The sequence below is a fragment of the Corynebacterium gerontici genome (assembly GCF_003813985.1).
Taxonomy (GTDB): domain Bacteria; phylum Actinomycetota; class Actinomycetes; order Mycobacteriales; family Mycobacteriaceae; genus Corynebacterium; species Corynebacterium gerontici.
On record NZ_CP033897.1, the window covers coordinates 1,434,490 to 1,452,881 of the forward strand.

General features: G+C 58.4%; 15 protein-coding genes. 5 read left to right on the plus strand and 10 right to left on the minus strand.

Translation table 11 applies throughout. The annotated features are described in order from the left end of the window. The first annotated feature begins 52 nt into the window (after positions 1-52). Positions 53-1,072: an alpha/beta hydrolase gene (locus tag CGERO_RS06740; protein ID WP_123934437.1), complete on the plus strand. Its 1,020-nt coding sequence runs from the start codon at positions 53-55 to the stop codon at positions 1,070-1,072. A 64-nt stretch (positions 1,073-1,136) separates the two neighbouring features. Further along, positions 1,137-2,552 (plus strand): mycothione reductase, encoded by a 1,416-nt coding sequence (mtr, locus tag CGERO_RS06745; protein ID WP_123934439.1) that lies wholly within the window; start codon positions 1,137-1,139, stop codon positions 2,550-2,552. Here mtr and CGERO_RS06750 read toward each other — a convergent pair. The 6 genes from CGERO_RS06750 to dxr all read right to left on the minus strand — a co-directional run bounded on the left by CGERO_RS06750 (position 2,545) and on the right by dxr (position 10,570). Beyond that, positions 2,545-3,990 carry a cobyric acid synthase gene (locus CGERO_RS06750; RefSeq protein WP_123934441.1) on the minus strand — a complete coding sequence of 482 codons (1,446 nt, stop codon included), beginning with the start codon at positions 3,988-3,990 and terminating at the stop codon, positions 2,545-2,547. The genes mtr and CGERO_RS06750 overlap by 8 nt on opposite strands. A gap of 3 nt (positions 3,991-3,993) precedes the next feature. After that, positions 3,994-4,866: a type I methionyl aminopeptidase gene (gene map, locus CGERO_RS06755; RefSeq protein ID WP_377016563.1), complete on the minus strand. Its 873-nt coding sequence runs from the start codon at positions 4,864-4,866 to the stop codon at positions 3,994-3,996. Between the two features lie 38 nt (positions 4,867-4,904). Further along, the gene (locus CGERO_RS06760; RefSeq protein WP_123934445.1) at positions 4,905-6,767 is read right to left on the minus strand and encodes a penicillin-binding transpeptidase domain-containing protein; all 1,863 of its coding nucleotides are present in this window, start codon (positions 6,765-6,767) and stop codon (positions 4,905-4,907) included. A 62-nt stretch (positions 6,768-6,829) separates the two neighbouring features. Then, complete coding sequence (ispG, locus tag CGERO_RS06765) at positions 6,830-8,002, minus strand: flavodoxin-dependent (E)-4-hydroxy-3-methylbut-2-enyl-diphosphate synthase (protein WP_123934447.1); 1,173 nt, start codon at positions 8,000-8,002, stop codon at positions 6,830-6,832. 149 nt (positions 8,003-8,151) lie between these two features. Then, complete coding sequence (locus CGERO_RS06770; RefSeq protein WP_123934449.1) at positions 8,152-9,366, minus strand: M50 family metallopeptidase; 1,215 nt, start codon at positions 9,364-9,366, stop codon at positions 8,152-8,154. A 31-nt stretch (positions 9,367-9,397) separates the two neighbouring features. Next, on the minus strand, positions 9,398-10,570 hold the full coding sequence (gene dxr / locus CGERO_RS06775; protein ID WP_123934451.1) for a 1-deoxy-D-xylulose-5-phosphate reductoisomerase: 1,173 nt from the start codon (positions 10,568-10,570) through the stop codon (positions 9,398-9,400). A 320-nt stretch (positions 10,571-10,890) separates the two neighbouring features. On the opposite strand from dxr, the gene CGERO_RS06780 reads away from it, so the two are divergent. Next, positions 10,891-11,319, plus strand: a complete 429-nt coding sequence (locus CGERO_RS06780) for a DUF2631 domain-containing protein (protein WP_123934453.1) — start codon at positions 10,891-10,893, stop codon at positions 11,317-11,319. A 62-nt stretch (positions 11,320-11,381) separates the two neighbouring features. Here CGERO_RS06780 and rlmN read toward each other — a convergent pair whose 3' ends face one another. Next, a complete protein-coding gene (rlmN, locus tag CGERO_RS06785; RefSeq protein ID WP_123934455.1) occupies positions 11,382-12,482 on the minus strand; it encodes a dual-specificity RNA methyltransferase RlmN in 1,101 nt (366 codons plus the stop codon). 83 nt (positions 12,483-12,565) lie between these two features. Here rlmN and CGERO_RS06790 point away from each other — a divergent pair, with 83 nt between their 5' ends. Beyond that, positions 12,566-12,925 (plus strand): LapA family protein, encoded by a 360-nt coding sequence (locus tag CGERO_RS06790; RefSeq protein WP_123934457.1) that lies wholly within the window; start codon positions 12,566-12,568, stop codon positions 12,923-12,925. 54 nt (positions 12,926-12,979) lie between these two features. Here the strand turns inward: CGERO_RS06790 and CGERO_RS06795 are convergent, their stop codons facing one another. The 3 genes from CGERO_RS06795 to pyrH all read right to left on the minus strand — a co-directional run bounded on the left by CGERO_RS06795 (position 12,980) and on the right by pyrH (position 15,299). After that, positions 12,980-13,858 (minus strand): phosphatidate cytidylyltransferase, encoded by an 879-nt coding sequence (locus CGERO_RS06795; RefSeq protein WP_123934459.1) that lies wholly within the window; start codon positions 13,856-13,858, stop codon positions 12,980-12,982. Between the two features lie 80 nt (positions 13,859-13,938). After that, positions 13,939-14,496 (minus strand): ribosome recycling factor, encoded by a 558-nt coding sequence (gene frr / locus CGERO_RS06800; RefSeq protein ID WP_123934461.1) that lies wholly within the window; start codon positions 14,494-14,496, stop codon positions 13,939-13,941. A gap of 116 nt (positions 14,497-14,612) precedes the next feature. Continuing rightward, positions 14,613-15,299: a UMP kinase gene (pyrH, locus tag CGERO_RS06805; protein WP_245998907.1), complete on the minus strand. Its 687-nt coding sequence runs from the start codon at positions 15,297-15,299 to the stop codon at positions 14,613-14,615. Positions 15,300-15,579: 280 nt separating this feature from the next. On the opposite strand from pyrH, the gene CGERO_RS06810 reads away from it, so the two are divergent. Further along, complete coding sequence (locus CGERO_RS06810) at positions 15,580-18,390, plus strand: PD-(D/E)XK nuclease family protein (RefSeq protein ID WP_123934465.1); 2,811 nt, start codon at positions 15,580-15,582, stop codon at positions 18,388-18,390. Positions 18,391-18,392 lie beyond the last annotated feature (2 nt).

Consider the following 18,392-nt stretch of genomic DNA (forward strand, 5'->3'; position numbering starts at 1 on the left):
GACGCCCACGCCCCCATCCCTAACCAGCAGCAAGGCGCTAACATGGGCTGCCATGAGCAATAGCGGCAATCACTCAACACCTCATCACCTCGATTGGCAGCCCGACGCCTTGGGCGACGATTTCGAAGCAAGCACGCTCCATTTGGGCACCGACCCAGATGGCGAAGGTGATGTTGCTGCAGTATTGGTTCGCTATCAACCCGCCTGCTCCGATTGGCAGCAGCGCCCAGCACTGCTGTTCATCCACGGCATGACGGATTACTTCTTTCACCAGCACATTGCGCACCACTTCCATGAGGAAGGCTACGCGGTCTACGGCATCGATCTGCGCAAATCTGGACGCGCCCACATCGCCGGTCAGCGTTGGCATTACGTCAGTGATCTTCGGCTGTATTTCCAGGAACTCAACGCCGTTGCCTTCTTCTTGGCAGACGACCACCCAGCACTCGTTCCCGTTGCCCACTCAACCGGCGGTTTGATTGCAGCGCTCTGGCTGGATGAACTCAACCGCGAAAAGCCGGAGTTTGCGGATGCGATCGCGGGGCTTATCCTCAACTCGCCCTGGCTGGATATGCAATTCCCCACCCCACTGGTCAAGGGGTTGAGGGCACTGCTGCACTCGCGTGCTGGCCATGCGCTGCTGCGCAAAGGAATCGGTGGCAGGCTACCTAGCAACTATGGTCGATCGCTGCACGCCAGCGCCGAGGGTGAATGGGATTATGACCTCTCCCTCAAACCGATCCGGGGCCACAAAAAGTATCCCGAGTGGTTGAAAACTGTTGACTCCTCTCAGCGACGGATCCATGAGGGGGCGGTGGACGTCGAAAAGCCTGTGCTCACGCTGCATGCGCGTAGATCATTTCTCAAGCCGCGCTATGCGGAAGCAGCGAAGACCGCCGATACTGTCCTTGACGTGGAACAAATCAGCCGTCGCGCACCACTTTTGGGCCAAGACGTCACGGTCGTGGCCATCGATAATGCGGTGCATGACGTGTTCCTGTCACAACCCCAACCGCGCGAGGAGGCAATAAAAGCGTGCCTTAATTGGTTGAAGAAAACGCTGCCTGCCTAAGCTCGGCAAAGTTTGGCACACTGGCCTGAAGAACGCACCAATAAAGCTGTAAGAAGGAGCATCCTTGAGCAAGCATTACGACCTCATCATCATCGGCACCGGATCGGGCAATTCGATCCCCGGCGTGGAAAATCACGATAAATCCATTGCCATCGTTGAAAAGGGACGCTTTGGTGGCACATGCCTCAACGTTGGCTGCATCCCCACCAAAATGTTCGTCTACGCAGCAGAGGTCGCACGCACGATCAAGGAAGCCAAAAAATACGGCATCAGCGCCAAGATTGAGCACATTGACTGGCCCTCGATTGTCTCCCGTGTGTTCGATAAGCGCGTCGATCCCATTGCTGAGGGCGGCGAGGAATACCGACGCGGGCCCAAGACTCCCAACATTGACGTCTACGACCAGCACGCCCGCTTTGTTGGCCCGAAGACGATTCTCACCGGCCAGGGTTCCAAGGAAGTGGAAATTAGTGGCGACGAGATCGTGATTGCCACCGGCGCACGCCCCTTCATCCCGGAGGCGGTGCTGGAATCGGGCGTGGAATACTACACCAACGAAAACATCATGCGTTTAGAGGCGTTGCCGAAGTCGATGATCGTCTACGGCGGTGGCTATATTGCCATGGAGTTTGCGCACATGTTCGATGCACTCGGCGTTGAGGTCAAGATCGTCAACCGCTCCGAAAAGCTACTGCGCCATTTGGACTCCGAGGTCTCTGATGCCTTCACCGAACTGACCAAGCAAGCCATGGAAACTCATCTGGGTTCGAATGTGGCATCGGTTGCCGCTGTGGGCTCAGGCGCAGGCGCAGGTAAGGGCGAGAACGCACAAGAGGGCGTTGAGGTCACGCTGGAAAACGGCACCAAGGTCCAAGCTGATCTGCTGCTCGTTGCCACCGGCCGCACCCGCAATGGCGACCAGATGGATCTTGACCGCGCCGGCATCGAGATGGACGGCGGCCGCATCAAAGTGGACGAGTACGGGCGCACCAATGTCGACGGCGTTTGGGCTCTGGGCGATGTGTCCTCCCCCTACCAGCTCAAGCACGTTGCCAACGCAGAGATGCGCACGATCAAGCACAACCTTGAGCACCCCGATGACCTGCAAAAGCTCCCCCACGAGCACGTCCCCGCCGCAGTGTTCACTAATCCGCAGATCGCCTCTGTGGGTATCACTGAGGATGAAGCCCGCGAGCAGGGTCTGGACATCACCGTGAAGGTGCAGCGCTACGGCGATGTGGCGTATGGCTGGGCCATGGAGGATGAGACGAGCTTTGCCAAGATCATTGCCGATAAGCACAGCAAGCAGATCCTCGGCGCGCACTTCATGGGCCCACAGGCGTCTACGCTCATCCAGCAAATCATCACCGCCATGAACTTTGGCATCAACGCCGAGCAGCTGGCCAAGGATGAGTACTGGATCCACCCGGCATTGCCCGAGCTCACTGAGAACGCGTTGCTGGGCCTAGACTTTAGCTAGCTAATTCGTCCAAGAGCTTGTCTACGTCCACGCGCCGCTCTATCACATCCGCAAGGAGATCGAGCTGGCGCTGACGTTCTTCGGCAAAGCTCGTGTTAGGGCTCGGCACAAAATTATCCTTGGCGTTGGCCTGCGCTATTTGGGTGAGGAACTCGCGGCGGAATTGGTCATCTTCGAGCTGCCCGTGGCGATGGGTACCAAAGCTATAGCCCTTTCGAGCCCCCTCGGCGCCAATCCACGGCTGCTCGTTGCTGTGCACCACCTGGCCAAAGTGCACTTCATAGGCTCCATTGGGATGCGTTGCCAAGGTTTTTGCTTCGCGGAATTCGATCTCAGCATCAAAAATCCCGAGCCCAGCCTGAGCCTCGGTGGCCCCGGCTTCTACTTCGTCGGTAATCTGTGCACACATCATTTGGAATCCGCCACAGATACCCAGCACCGGTTGTTTTTGTGCCGCACGCCGCTGCAACGCATCCGCGATTCCGCGCTCACGCAACCAAGCCAAATCGCTCAGAGTGGCCTTGGAACCGGGCAGCACCGCCAGGTCGGCGTCCAGCACCGAAGCCGGATCATCGACCCAACGCACGCTCACCCCAGGTTCACACGCAAGAGCTTCAACGTCGGTGGCATTGGAGATGCGTGGCAGACGGATCGCGGCAATGTGCAAACGATCAGCCCCAAGCGGTGGGTGTTTCGGCCCGATGGAAGCGCCAATGCTGGACTGTAAGGAATCTTCTGCGTCGATCCACAGCCCCTGCACAAATGGCAAAACACCGATGGTGGGCACGCCCGTCATCGCCTCCAGGGTGTCGAGGCCTGGCTGCAAAATCGACTCATCCCCGCGGAATTTGTTCACAATAAAGCCTTTAATCCGCACGCGGTCTGCATCAGACACAATCTGGTGGGTGCCGTAGAAGTGGGCAAGCACTCCCCCGCGATCAATGTCGCCCACGAGGTACACGGGAAGGTCGGCGGCTTCAGCCAGGCCGAAGTTCGCCACGTCGGTGTCGCGCAGGTTGATTTCCGCTGGCGAGCCAGCGCCCTCGCACACCACCACGTCATAATCTTTGCGCAACTGTGCCAAGGCCTCCGCCGCCACTGTGCGCAGATGGCTGCGATGCTCGATGTAGTTCTTTGCGGACACGTTGCCCGTCGCAAAGCCAAGCACGACTAGTTGGGAGGTGCGATCCGACCCTGGCTTGAGCAGGATGGGATTGAACGCCACCGAGGGAGCCAGGCCACACGCCGCCGCTTGGAGCGCCTGCGCGCGCCCGATCTCACCGCCTTCTGGGGTCACGGCAGAGTTATTGGACATGTTTTGCGCCTTAAAGGGCGCCACGCGAACCCCACGACGGGCGAGGGCACGACATAACCCCGCCACCACCACAGATTTGCCGGCATCGGAGGTACAACCGGCGATGAGCACCGCGTTTCCCATTGCTTAGATAGATTCGTCTGGCAGGGTGAGGATCTCGTTGCCGTCCTCGGTGATCACGATGGTGTGTTCGAACTGCGCGGAGAATTGGTGATCGGTGTTCTGCACCGTCCAATCGTCATCCCAGATCTCGTAGTCCAGCCCGCCGAGGTTCAGCATGGGTTCAATGGTGAGCGTCATGCCCGGAACCAGCTCATTGGTGTAACGGTCGGAATCAAAATGGAGCACGACCAGGCCATTGTGGAAAGTGGTGCCAATGCCGTGGCCAGTGAAATCTTCGACCACCGAATACCCGAAGCGTCGAGCATAGCTCTCGATTACGCGCCCAATCACATTAATCTGGCGGCCAGGCTTGGCGGCGCGAATACCACGCATGGTCGCTTCTTTGGTGCGCTCCACCAGCAGCCGGTGTTCCTCACTCACATCACCTGCGAGGAAGGTAGCGTTCGTGTCACCATGCACGCCGTTTTTGAAGGCTGTGACGTCGATATTGACGATGTCGCCGTCTTGGATCACCGTGGTATCCGGTATGCCGTGGCACACGATCTCATTGAGGCTGGTGCACACGGACTTCGGAAAATTACGATACCCCAGGCATGAAGGATATGCGCCGTGGTCGAGCATGTACTCATGCGCGATGCGGTCCAGTTCGTCCGTGGTCACCCCGGGTGCTACCGCTTGCCCTGCTGCTTGCAGCGCATTCGCCGCGATCTTTGATGCCTCACGCATCGCCTCAATCGTTTCGGGCGTCTGCACGAAGGGTTCGCCCATCGCCTCCTGAACCGTGTCCTTCCACACGTATTCAGGCCGCGGGATCTGCTTCGGCACAGTTCGGATGGGCGTGGGGGTTCCAGGTGTCAGTGGTGCGCGCTTTGCCATGCCCACCATGCTAGCGCCGAGCTATTGCTTTTCGACGCTTAGGGTTGCGGTTGCTCAGCCGGAGGCAGGGAACCTTGGGCTCGCAGATCATCAAGCGTGGTGAAGAACTTGTCGGTCACTGCCACTGCCGTTTCCGAACCGCCGCCGAGTACCACAAGCGTGGCAAAAGCAATGTCGTCTTCACGGTAGCCGGTGAACCAGGCGTGCGAACCACCGTTGATTTCCGCCTCGCCGGTCTTGGCAAAGATCTTGCCGCCTTGCTGGCTCATGCCCGCTGCTGTGCCTCCGCCGGCCGTGACTGCTGCCATGAGATCGCGCAGTTGATCGATGGTTGCCTGATCCGGGTTGTGCTGCTCACCGCTTACTTTGGTGTCCTTGGTGGAGATAAGCGTGGGCACCGGAGTGTGACCCGTGGCGGCAGTAGCACTCACCATAGCCAGCCCAAAGGGGCTTACCAACACATCACCCTGGCCGTATCCGGCTTCCGTGCGATCAAGCTCGGTGTCGCCTTCCGGGATTTGGCCCGTCACAGTGGAGATACCAGGAATGTCATAGTCAACGCCGATGCCAAATTCCTTGCCGACGTCTTTGAGCTGGCCCGGTTGCAACTTGGTGGAAAAGTCCGCAAAGGTGGTGTTGCAGGAACGAGCGAATGCCTGTTGCAGTGGGACGTTGCCGAGGGAAAACCCGTTGTAGTTATTCACCACTCGCCCGTAGATATTCATGCTGCCCGGGCACGGCACGATGCTGCCGGGCGTCAAGCCTTGATCCTCAATACCCGCCGAGGCGGTGACGATCTTGAATGTCGAGCCAGGAGGGAACATGCCGGTGAGCGCGAGATCACCAGCCTTATCAGCTTTATCCGTTTGAGCAATAGCCAGAATCTGCCCCGTGGATGGGCGCACCGCCACCAACACCGCCTGCTTGTCTGCGCGGAGGTTCACGGCCTCCTCGGCGGCCTGTTGTACCTTGTGATCCAGGCTGATTTGCACCGAAGGCGCAGGATCCGGCGAGTGGTAGTCCAACTGCTCCATTTCCGCCCCGTCGGAAGTGACGGCGGCAATCTTCCAGCCATTGCTGCCCTCAAGTTCGTCGGACACCAAGGATGTCACTCGTGAGATGACATCGGGAGCGAAGTCTGGATCCGTGTTCACCATGGCGGCTTCGGGGTTCAAGCGCACTCCTGGCACAGATTCCAGACCGCCTTTGATGCGCTCGCCGGTTTCCTTTGACACGGTGGTCACCGAGTAGGTTCCAGAGTGCTTGCGGATCGCCTGCTCTAGCTCCTTGATATCCGGCACTGTCACGGTGTCATCGAAGCCGTGGGCGGCGTTCAGCTGTGCTACAACACTGCGGGATACCACCGCTGGATCAGTTACCTGGTCAGTGTCAATCAAGATTCGATACACGGTGCCGGGCACCAAGACGTCCGCGCCATCGGAGGACACAACGCTTGCCTTTTCCGCATTTACTGCGCGCAATTCCAGGTGTTGATTGGCGCCCAGCCGCGGGTGCAAAGCGGTAGGTTGCCAGCGGATCGACCACTGATCGTTGATGCGGTTGAGAGTGATATCTGCCTGATATTCAAAGCTGCGATCCTTTGGCAGATCCCACTGATAGTTCACCGTGGCGGTGGCGATGGTGTCATTCGTCTTGACGTTTTCCACGGTTGCAGACAGCCCTTCGGCCTGCAGACCTTTCCAAGAATCTTCCAGGATTGTTGCGGCTGCGGGGTCGTCGGAAAGCTCAGCAGCGCCAGAGAAATCCTGGGACTGAAGATCTTGGATGTACTGCTCAACCAGAGGCTCGGCAGAGGCCGGTTTTGGGGTACAAGCAACGAGCGAGCCCAAAGTGGAAGCAATAACTCCAACTGCGATGCCTCGCTGCCGCGCCTGATTCATGCGGAAAAGGCTAACACCGCCGATCACGGGATCGACGGTGCAACACCAAGAATGCGAGAAATCTAGCGAGTGACCTTGACCTGGGGGCCAGCGCCTTCCTTAATTTCGATGCCTTCTTCTTCGCAGATGCGCATGGCTTCTTCGATGAGCGTCTCCACGATCTGGGATTCGGGGACAGTCTTGATCACTTCACCCTTGACGAAGATTTGCCCCTTACCATTACCGGAAGCCACGCCAAGGTCAGCATCGCGCGCCTCGCCGGGCCCATTGACAACACAACCCATGACGGCCACGCGCAGCGGCACATCCATGCCTTCCAGCGCGGCGGTAACTTCCTCAGCAAGCGAGTAGACGTCCACTTGGGCGCGGCCACAGGATGGGCACGACACAATTTCCAAACCGCGTTCGCGGAGGTTGAGCGACTGCAAGATTTGGTCGCCCACCTTGATTTCTTCCACGGGATCGGCGGAGAGCGACACGCGGATGGTGTCACCGATGCCGTCGGCAAGCAGGGAGCCGAACGCCACGGCGGACTTGATGGTGCCCTGGAACTTCGGACCCGCCTCGGTCACACCAAGGTGCAGCGGGTAATCGCACTGAGCGGCGAGCTGGCGGTACGCCTCCACCATGATCACCGGATCGTTGTGCTTGACGGAGATCGCGATGTCACCGAAGCCGTGTTCCTCAAACAGGCCAGCTTCCCACAGCGCAGATTCCACCAATGCCTCTGGGGTGGCCTTGCCGTACTTCTCCATGAGGCGCTTATCCAGAGAACCGGCGTTCACGCCGATGCGGATTGGAATGTTGGCGTCGCCCGCGGCCTTCGCCACTTCCTTCACGCGACCGTCGAATTCCTTGATGTTGCCTGGGTTCACACGCACTGCGGCACAGCCGGCGTCGATGGCGGCGAAAATGTATTTGGGCTGGAAGTGAATGTCCGCGATAACCGGAATAGGCGACTTCTTGGCAATCACCGGCAGCGCTTCAGCGTCGACCGTTTTTGGGCACGCCACGCGGACGATGTCGCAGCCGGTGGCGGTGAGCTGCGCGATCTGCTGAAGCGTTGCGTTAATGTCGTGGGTTTTGGTGGTGGTCATCGACTGCACCGACACCGGGTAATCGGAGCCAACGCCCACGCTGCCTACCATGAGCTGGCGAGTCTTACGCCTCGGCGCCAGCACCGGCGGTGGTGCGTCTGGAAGTCCAAGGCCGATGGGTTGTCCGCTAGTAGTCAATGCGTGTGCTCCTCTAACCGCGTGCGTTGCAGTTGTGCTGCGAATTGCACCTCGGTAATCAATCGAAATGGTGCAGGAATCGAAATCGCAGTCTAGCACCGACGCCCCACCTCATGCTGCCTGCACCGCCGCCGAGGAACGTTAAGCTCCTAACCAAAGAGCTTCACGGGATTCACCACATCGGCCACGATCACCAACGCGCCAACACCAAGCAGCAACATGGCCACCGTGTAAGTCAAGGGCATCAGCTTGGTGTAGTTCGCAGGACCCGCCGGAGCAAGGCCGCGCAGCTTTCGAATACGGTCGCGGATCACCTCATACAGCACCACCGCGATATGCCCGCCGTCCAGCGGTGGCAGCGGCACCAAGTTAAACAAGGCGAGGAAGAGGTTGAGGTTCGCCAGCAGCATCACGAACATTGGCCAGGAATCCCGCTGCGCCAATTCACCGCCAACCCGCGAAGCACCAACCACACTCATAGGGCTTTCCTGATCTCGTTGAGCGCCGAAGATGGAAGCGGCCACGCCCGGAATTTTTGCGGGGAATGCCGCCAAGCCCTGCATAGTGGCACCAAGCATTTGACCCGTGAAGGCAAAGGTAGCGCCAATGCCGTCAACCGGACCGTATTCCAGGATCACGTCTTTGAAAGGGGCAGAGCTCACGCCAATGGCACCCACGGTCACGGATTGCCCCTCGGCGTTGAGGCGTTGGACGCTCTCAACTGCTACAGGCACCTCCATGCGTTGCCCATCGCGTTCGATCTCGAGCGTGACGGTCTCACCCGGATGCTGACGCACCTCAGTCGCTACATCCTGGAAGGTTGGGGTGGCTTGACCATTCACGGAGTAAATCTTGTCACCGGGAGCAACGCCCGCCTGAGCTGCAGGACCTTCCCCCTCACAAGGGCTCAACGTTTGGGCATCCACCTGCTTTTGCGCAACGCATCCCGTCTCCCCCACCGTCGCGGTGAGATCGACGTTGGGATTTGGCAAACCATAGCCCACCGCCACGCTATAGATGAGTCCAAGGGCGAGCAGGATATTCATGATGATGCCACCAAGCAGCACGATAATTCGCTGCCACCAAGGCTTATTGCGCATGGCAAACGGTGCTTCTTCGGCGGTTACCTCATCTTGGTTGGTCATTCCCGCAATGTCGCAGAACCCGCCCAGCGGCACCGCTTTGAAGCCGTATTCAGTGTGGCCTTTGCGCCAGGAAAACACGGTTGGCCCGAAACCCACGAAGTAGCGACGCACACGCATTCCAAACATGCGTGCTGCACTCATGTGCCCCAGCTCATGTAGCGCGATGGTGGCGGCGATGCCGAGCGCGAACAGCACAACACCGAGCAGATAAGATCCCACGAAAAATTTCCCTTCGAAGCCTAAAGAAGGTCTAGCTTAGGCGAGCAAGCTTTTCGACGACCACGTCCGCACGCTCCCGCGCCAGCCGTTCATGTTCGAGTACTTCCTCAATGCTGCCCGCATGCCCGGCGAAATCATTGGCTTTTTGAAGCACTTCCTCAACAGCGTCGACAATCTGCGGGAATCGGATCCGGCCTTGCAAGAAGGCCTCTGCCGCTTGCTCATTTGAGGCGTTGTACACTGCCGAGAATGTGCCACCCGCACTTGCTGCCTCACGGGCTAGGTCAATGGCTTTGAATTGTGGTTCGACGGGTAAAAACTCCCAGGTGGAGGCTTGGGAGAAATCAAGGTGGGGTTGAACATCGGCAACGCGGTGGGGCCAGGCCAGCGCGTGGGCAATCGGCATCTTCATCGAAGGCGGTGAGGCCTGCGCGATGGTGGCACCATCACAAAAGGTAATCATCGAGTGGACGATGGACTGTGGGTGAACCACCACGTCAATGTCCTCCGCTGCAACATCGAAGAGCAGGGTGGCTTCGATGAGCTCGAGCCCTTTGTTCACCAACGTGGCTGAGTTGAGGGTGTTCATCTGCCCCATGGACCACGTTGGATGCTGGGCCGCCTGCTCTGGGGTGACCTCCCACATTTCCTCGCGGCTCCAACCGCGGAAGGGCCCACCAGATGCGGTGAGCACGAATCGCGAGACCTCCTCACGAAAACCTGCACGTAGCGATTGGGCCATCGCCGTGTGTTCCGAATCCACCGGCACGATCTGGCCCGGCTTCGCGGCTGCCATCACGAGCTCACCACCGGCAACGAGCGACTCCTTGTTCGCCAGGGCGAGGATCTCCCCCGCCTCTATGGTTGCCATCGTTGCATCAAGCCCCATGGATCCGACGAGAGCGTTGAGCACGGTATCGGCTTCGACTTCACGCACCAAGCGCGCTGCTGAGTCTTGTCCTGACAAGACCGCTCCACCGAGCTCCCTGCGGAGTTGCGCCGCGGCGCGCTCATCGGCGATGGCGATGTGGGACGCGGGGACGTCGAAAAGCTTGGCCTGCTGCGCGATCAGTTCCGCATTAGAGCCAGCGGCAAGCCCCACCACCTCGAAGCGATCGCGATGGTCCGCAATCACCTCCAAAGCCTGCGTGCCAATTGAGCCGGTACTACCAAGAATGAGAATCCGCTGAGTCACAGTGCGCATTATTCCACGCCACCCACGAACGCCGATGCCGGTGCCTGCGGAGCTGCGTTCACCCCAAGGATTACCCCCTTAAGGGATGCTACTTTCGATTGAAGGCACTTCCTAGGCGGCAGTCTCCTCGCCCCGAAATGGCGTAGTTGCGCCCACGAAGTCGCTCCAACAGTGACCTCCACAACACCGCAGGGATTTCCTCGCGACTGCTGCTCGCAAGCAGACGGCCAAGTGTGCCAAAATGGACGCATACAAAAACAGTTGCGCTTCCATGCAAAACCCGATTCCTTCGGCGGCCATGCAGGAGCTCTCACCTAAAGGAGAAGAACGTGGCAGGTTCCCACGAGATCGCCCCTTCCGTGCACAACGGCGTATCCACCCTGGATGAGCCTTCGGCGGCATGGGGTTGGCACGATATCGGACAACACGCCATCCAGATTGCTGGCTGGATCTCCGTGTTCTTCCTTCTCGCCTACAACTTCGGCAACCACAAGGGACACGTAGAGACCATCTACCTGTTCACCTTCGCAGCCCTGATCGCCGTTGGACTCCTGATCCAGCTATTCAAGCCCTCCTTGGGCAAGCAGCAGCGCACACTGACTGCGCGCAACAAGCCACTGGGCCACAAGGAGCCCGACTGGGCATACTTGCAGCGCACTGCAACCGGCCCTTACGCCAAGCTAAGCGATTCCCAGCTCCGCGCGCTCAACATTGAGCCCTCTCGCGTTGCCCATCTTCGCGAACTTGATGCGAAGTAGAAGCTGCGCTTAGTGAGACAGCCGACACGAACCGTGTCGGCTGTCCTTTTCTATTTGTTCATTTAGTTGCGTTCGTCCGCAGCCAGCTGCCCGCACGCAGCGGCAATCTCTTGTCCCTTCGTATCGCGCACGGTGCACGGCACTCCCTGCGCAATCACGCGGCGCACAAACTCGTCCTGGCGTTCCTTCGGGGACGCGTCCCACTTGGAGCCAGGGGTGGGATTCAGCGGGATCAGGTTCACGTGCACTTTTGAACCCAACGCCTTGTGGAGTTTCTTCCCCAGCATGTCCGCGCGCCAACCTTGATCATTGATGTCGCGGATGAGCGCGTACTCGATGGAGACTCGGCGGCCGGATTTCTCAGCGTAGTAGGCAGCCGCGTCCAATACTTCCTGCACACTCCAGCGGTTGTTTACTGGCACGAGGGAGTCGCGCAATTCATCGTCGGGAGTGTGGAGTGATACGGCTAGGGTGACAGACAGGTTTTCTTCGGCAAGCTTGCGAATTGCTGGTGCCAAACCCACGGTGGAAACAGTGACGTTGCGCTGAGAGATGCCAAAGCCTTCGGGGCTTGGTTGGGTAATTTGACGCACGGCGCTCACCACTCGCTTGTAGTTCGCCAGCGGCTCTCCCATGCCCATGAAGACGATGTTGCTGAGACGTCCTCCTTCGGCCTCCATTGTGGCCGCCGCTGCGCGCACCTGATCTACGATCTCAGCGGTGGACAGGTTGCGATCCAAACCACCTTGGCCGGTAGCGCAGAAAGGACACGCCATGCCGCAGCCTGCTTGAGAAGAAATGCACAGTGTGGCACGGTTCGGGTAGCGCATGAGCACCGATTCGAGCAGCGTGCCGTCATGCAGGCGCCACAGTGTTTTCTGCGTTTCACCGTCGTCGGCGGCGACATCTCGGACCGGCGTCATCAACGTTGGGAACAACGCCTCTTTTACCTGATCGCGCGCGCCAGCAGGAAGATCCGTCATCGTGGAGGGATCCGCCTCTTTGCGCTCGTAATAGTGCTTGGCAATTTGATTCGCGCGGAACTTGGGTAGCCTAAGCTCCTTCAGCGCTTCAATGCGCTGCTCTTGGGTGAGATCCGCGAAGTGCTTGGGCGGCATGCCGCGGCGTGGGGAGGAAAAGTTGAGCTGAATGGGAGTAGCCATGATGAAAGCTATTGTGTCATTTTCGGTGTCACTTGCATAACAGCATTTCTCTCGAAGGCAGAAACTAGCGTTAAATAATAAGCATGGAAGAACAAAAACGTAATAATGCCTATAGCTCAACGCCTCCCTCTACGGGCGCACATTCCATACCCGCCACAGCCACGACAGAGTCTCGGACACCCCAAGAACCAAAGAAGGTGCAGGGGTCGCTCGCAGGCGGGACTTGGTTAGCGCTCATTTTTGGTGCGCTGCTGCTCATCGTATTGCTGATCTTCATCATGCAAAACCAGGAGTCGGTGCAGCTTGAATTCTTTGGCTGGAACTTCAACTTCCCGCTAGGCGTTGGTCTGTTGCTCTCCGCCATCGCCGGCGCGCTCATCATGGCGATGGTTGGCGCCGTGCGCATGTTCCAGCTGCGTAAGCAAATTAAGAAGAGCTCATAGCCCAGAACGATCCAGGCGGCAGCCCTTGGCTGCCCCTCAAAGTTTTCTCAACCGCTAGATAGTGGTGATGGCGCTGAGCACCAACCAGGTAACCATTGCCGAAGGCAACATGCCGTCCAGGCGATCCATGATGCCGCCGTGGCCTGGCAGAAGACTCGACATGTCCTTAATGCCAAGTTCGCGCTTGAATTGAGACTCCACTAGATCGCCAAGCGTTGCGCACACCACCAAGCCAAGGCCCAGTATCAGACCCCACCACCAGGTGGAGTCGAGCAGGAAATACACGGTGAGCGCACCAGCGATGGCACCAAAAAACACGGAGCCCGCAAAACCCTCCCAAGATTTCTTGGGGCTCACGGCCGGGGCCATTGGGTGCTTGCCAAACATCACGCCTGCCACATAGCCCCCGGTATCTGAAGCGATGACGCAGAGCATAAAGGTGACAATGAACATCGCCCCCGAAGCCTTAACGGTACCGAAGAGCGAAAGCATGGCGGCGAAGCTACCAAAGAGTGGGATCCAGGTGAGCACAAAGATGCCCACCGCGGTGTCCCGCAGGTAATTTTTTGGCGGTGTTTTGGGGCCGTAGTGGAAGAGCCTGCCAAACATGAGGCTCAGTGCTGCTGCTACATACGCGGCAACAAGCCCCTTTGTCCCGAAGGGCCAACTGGACCAAAGCATGAGCTGCCCACCGATGATCATGACCCAACGTTGGAGCAGGTAGCCCGCCTCGCTCAAACGGGCATGAACCTCCCAGGTAGCCGTCGCGATGGCCACCGCTACGAGGGGATACCAACCAAATGGCACCACGAAAATGCAAAGCAGCACCGCGGCACCGAGCGCAACGCCAGTGGTAATAGCAGCCTTGAGGTCTCGGCCTGCAGAGTTGCGGGGCTTGGGCAAATGATCCAGCCCTCGTGCCGGTCGGTTCATCGTGTGGGTCAGCTCCTGGCAAGAAGAGGGCAGCAAAGTGCCCTGAAAGGGTGTAGCAATAAAGGGATCTGGGCGGAGGCTTAAACCTCCATCAGCTCCTGTTCCTTCTTGCTCACCAGTTCATCCACCTGGCCTACGTAGTTGGCGGTGACCTTGTCCAGTTCCTTTTCGGCGGCCTGCACTTCGTCTTCGCCCGCGTCGCCGTCTTTTTGGATCTTCTTCAGTTGATCCATGCCTTTGCGGCGCACGTTGCGGATGGCAATCTTGCCGTCCTCACCCTTGGACTTCGCCAACTTCACCATGTCACGGCGGCGCTCCTCGGTGAGCTGCGGGATGGTCACACGCAGCACCTGACCGTCGTTGGTGGGGTTCACGCCAAGATCTGAGTTGCGGATAGCGTTTTCGATCTCCCCCATCGAAGACATCTCATAAGGCTTGATCAGTAGCATGCGCGCCTCAGGCACAGAGATGGTGGCCATCTGCGTAATAGGGGTGGGCACACCGTAATAATCTGCAATAACACCGTTGAACATTGCGGGGTTCGCACGGCCAGTACGGATATTGGTGAGCTCATCGCGGGTGCGATCCACCGAGGTGGTCATGTGCTCTTCGCATTCAAACAACACTTCGTCAATCATGTTTTTCCTTACGCTTTGTCTGTGTTCCCTGCTGAATTTGGCGCCCCGTGGACGTCGAAAAGCAAAAGGGCGGCTACTGCCACCCAATCGCAGGAAGCAAATTGCCCCTTAGCTTATCAGGATTGCACCAGCGTGCCGATGCGTTCGCCCGAAACGGCGCGTGCAATGTTGCCGTGGGTGAGGAGATTGAACACAAGGATCGGCATGTTGTTGTCCATGCACAGACTGAAGGCGGTGGCGTCGGCCACTTTCAGGTTCTTCTCAATAACCTCGCGAGGAGTGATTTCCGTGTACAGCTCCGCGTCGGGATTCGTGCGGGGGTCATCGGAGTAGACGCCATCAACAGCTTTGGCCATCAGCAGCACCTCACAGCCGATCTCCAGGGCTCGCTGGGCTGCGGTGGTATCTGTGGAGAAATAGGGCATGCCCATACCGGCGCCAAAGATGACCACGCGGCCTTTTTCGAGGTGACGATCCGCACGAAGCGGGAGGTAAGGCTCAGCCACCTGCGCCATATTAATGGCAGTTTGGACGCGACAATCAATCCCTTCTTGCTGGAGGAAGTCCTGCAAAGCCAGGCAGTTCATGACCGTGCCGAGCATGCCCATGTAATCCGAACGTGAGCGATCCATGCCGCGCTGCTGCAGTTGAGCGCCGCGGAAGAAGTTGCCACCGCCGATGACCACGGCAACTTCCACACCGGATTTCGCCACTTCTGCGATCTGGCGCGCTACATTTTGCACCACATCGGGGTCAATGCCGACTTCCCCACCGCCAAACATCTCACCACCAAGTTTGAGCATGACTCGCTTATAAGCTGTGCGGGAATCTGCATTGTTCACGATGAAGGACTCCTTAATCCGTTGGGGTGGCTGCATTCTGGCAGCAAACTCGCGCACTAGTTTAGCGTGCTTTGCTTTTCAGCTTTTCGACGTCCCATGTGGCCGTGTCGGACGCGATCTTGCAAAAGACAAACCGGTTTCGAACATTTGTTTGTCGCTGCTGCGGTGTTAATCGGTGGTTGGCGGGTAGCCTTAGAAGTGCATTCCGAACCCATGATGTAGCCCCGACACAAGGTGAACGATGAAGCAATCGCTAATAGCCTCTTTGAAATCCATCCGACAAGCACACCCAGATGCCGAAATCGTTGTGCTATGTGGCCAACAGGCCCGCGACGATGTGATCGCGGCAATGAGCCAAGCGGGGGCCTGGGCCGGGGTGCAAGTGAGTGGTATTCGCCAATACCTCCAGGATTCTGGGCGCTTCTTGGCGCCGCGGCGTCCGCTGCGCTTAAGAGACGTTGCGGTGAAAGTGACGGCGGCGCTGCAAGACGGTGCCGCAGAAACGGCATTTCACCGGGAAGGCATCAACGATGAGCCGGTCACCCGAGAGGCACTCGCCCAGGCAGTGCTCACGCTGCTGAATTTGCCTCCTGAACGCCGTGAGGCTCATGGAGGGGCACGGCTCCCCGCTGCCGTTGCCGAGCTGGCACGCCAGGTTGGGCAGGAGTGCGCCGAGCACTGGTTCACCCTTCCCGATGTGGCTGAGTTCTTGTTAGAGCGTACTGCCCGCCGCGATACGCAATTCGTTATTGCCGGCGACATTGCCTTTGACACGCTCAGCGAGTGGTTCGTGCAGCAGCTTCCCTCAGATTCCCGCCGCGAGGTGCAATTCCCGGAAGTGACTGAGCCAGCGGAGGTTGAGCACCACAGTTTTGTCTCCGATGCCGACGAAGCAGCCTTCGCCGCTGCGCAAGTACTCGAGGCCGTGGCCAATGGCATTCCCCTGCACAGCATTGCGGTTGCCTATTGCAACGCCAACCAAATAGGAGCCCTTCACCAGGCGCTGCAGCGGGCTGGTATTCCCTTCAGCGCGATGAACCCGCACACCTGGGCTCAAGCCCCCTTCGCGCGCGGTGTCCGTCAACTGCTAATGCTTGACCCCAATCAGATGCCACGGCCTGAAGTGGCAGCGCTTCTTGCTTCGGGGATTTTGAAAGAATCTCCGAGCGTGAGCGCTTTCGACTTCGTCACCCGTGGTCTCGCGACGCTCAATCAGGGCGAGGATTGGCACGAAGTAGACGGCGATCACGAAACCGTCGCCGAGGTCAAGCGCTTTGTGCGCGATCTGGGCAAAAACCTGCAAGTGCTACACCAATCAGGCAGCCTGGCAGCCCTGGCTGACGCGCTCGGTGAATTGAGTAAGAAACATCTGCGCACAATGAATGCAGATGAGCAAGCTTTCTTCAATCGCTTGCTGGACACTATGCGGCAACACCAAATCGGCGTGAGTTCTGCCCTGCTTGCCGAAATCGGCAACCAAGCCCTCGCCACTTCCCTGCCCGCCACACAGCAAGGAATGGTGCAGCTCAGCAGCCTCGAAGGCCTCGTGGGGCGATCCATGCAACTGTGCATCATCTGTGGCGCCAGCGATGATGCACTACCCGGTTCCCTCAGCTCGAACGCATCCATCACGCCTGAACAGTCCGGAAATACTTCCAAAACCTTTCTTGAACGGCGACAACGCGCGTTCAATCACGCCCTCGACGCCTCCGCCAAGGTGCTCATTACCCACCCTAGAAGCCTCTTGAATGGCGCATCGGTGGTGGAGCGTTCCCCCTGGGCTGACGGGCACGTGTACCAGCACGGCCCACTCATTGAAGAATGGCACCAAGGCAAGGAGCTCCCGGCAACGGAATTTGAACTCAACCTACTGGCTGGGGGCGTGGATGCCGAAGTACAAGAAAAAGCTCGGCGCTTCTACCGCACACTGCTGGCGCGCCACGAAGGCGAATGGGCAGGAGACGACGCCGCATTCAATGGTTGGATCGGTGCAGGATTCGGCGCAGCGGTGCTCGAAAAACAGCTATCAACCTCCGCACTTGAACTGTTCACCCAGAATCCCCTGGTGTTCTTCATCGAGCGCGTTCTCGGAGCACGGGTGCTGGAGGATTCTTTCGGGGCAACCGAGATTGATGTTCGGGATCGTGGCACGATCTACCACCGCATCTTTGAACGCTGGATCCGCGAAACGTGGCTGGACATTGCCACCCCCATGCATCGATATGAGGAAGTGGACTTCAACACCAGGGTCTTAAAGATGCGCGAGATCGTCACGGAGGAACTCGATACCCGCCGAGATTCCTCTATCCCCGCGGTGATGTGGCAGGCCTTCCAGACGGAAGTGCTGCGAGTGAGCGACGCTTTCGTCGAAGCAGAACTTGATCGCTCCAGGATGTGGCGACCAGTGGGGGTCGAGATTCCTTTCGGCCACGTCCGTGACGCTTCCGATTCGCCCCCGCTGAAAATTTCACTGGATAACGGACAGGCGCTCACAATCGGAGGCGTCATTGACCGCATCGACTTGTGCATTGACCACGAAAACCAGCAAGCACTGCTTGCAATCGTGGACTATAAATCCGGCAAACCGAAGCGTTACAAGCAGGCGCTGGAAAAAGGTAAGTCTTATACCGGCAACGCAGAGTACGGCTACCGATTCCAGCTCGCGGCCTATGGCGAGGCAATCCGCCAAGCATTGACAGGCGAGATGACTGAAGGTCCGCTGGCAGAGCTGGCCCAGGAAATTAAAAAGCTCAATGTGGATGACTACCCCATCACCATTGTCTCAGGCTACCTTTTCTTCCTCGATGAAGACTTTGCGTGGGTTCCCATCATTTATGGCGAAGACGCCAAGGCGGAACTCGAATATCGCCTGAATAGGATCACTTCCCTCATCGCGGAAGGCGCATTCCCTCCCTACGACATGGCAGGTAACCCCATCATGAGTGAACGCGCGTTGCGCCTCGGCGCGAGTACCGTTGCCGCAGCATCCAAGCTGCAATCGTTGGGGATTACCCCACTTGACATCGCCGAAGACGAAGAAAAGGAGCAGTAATC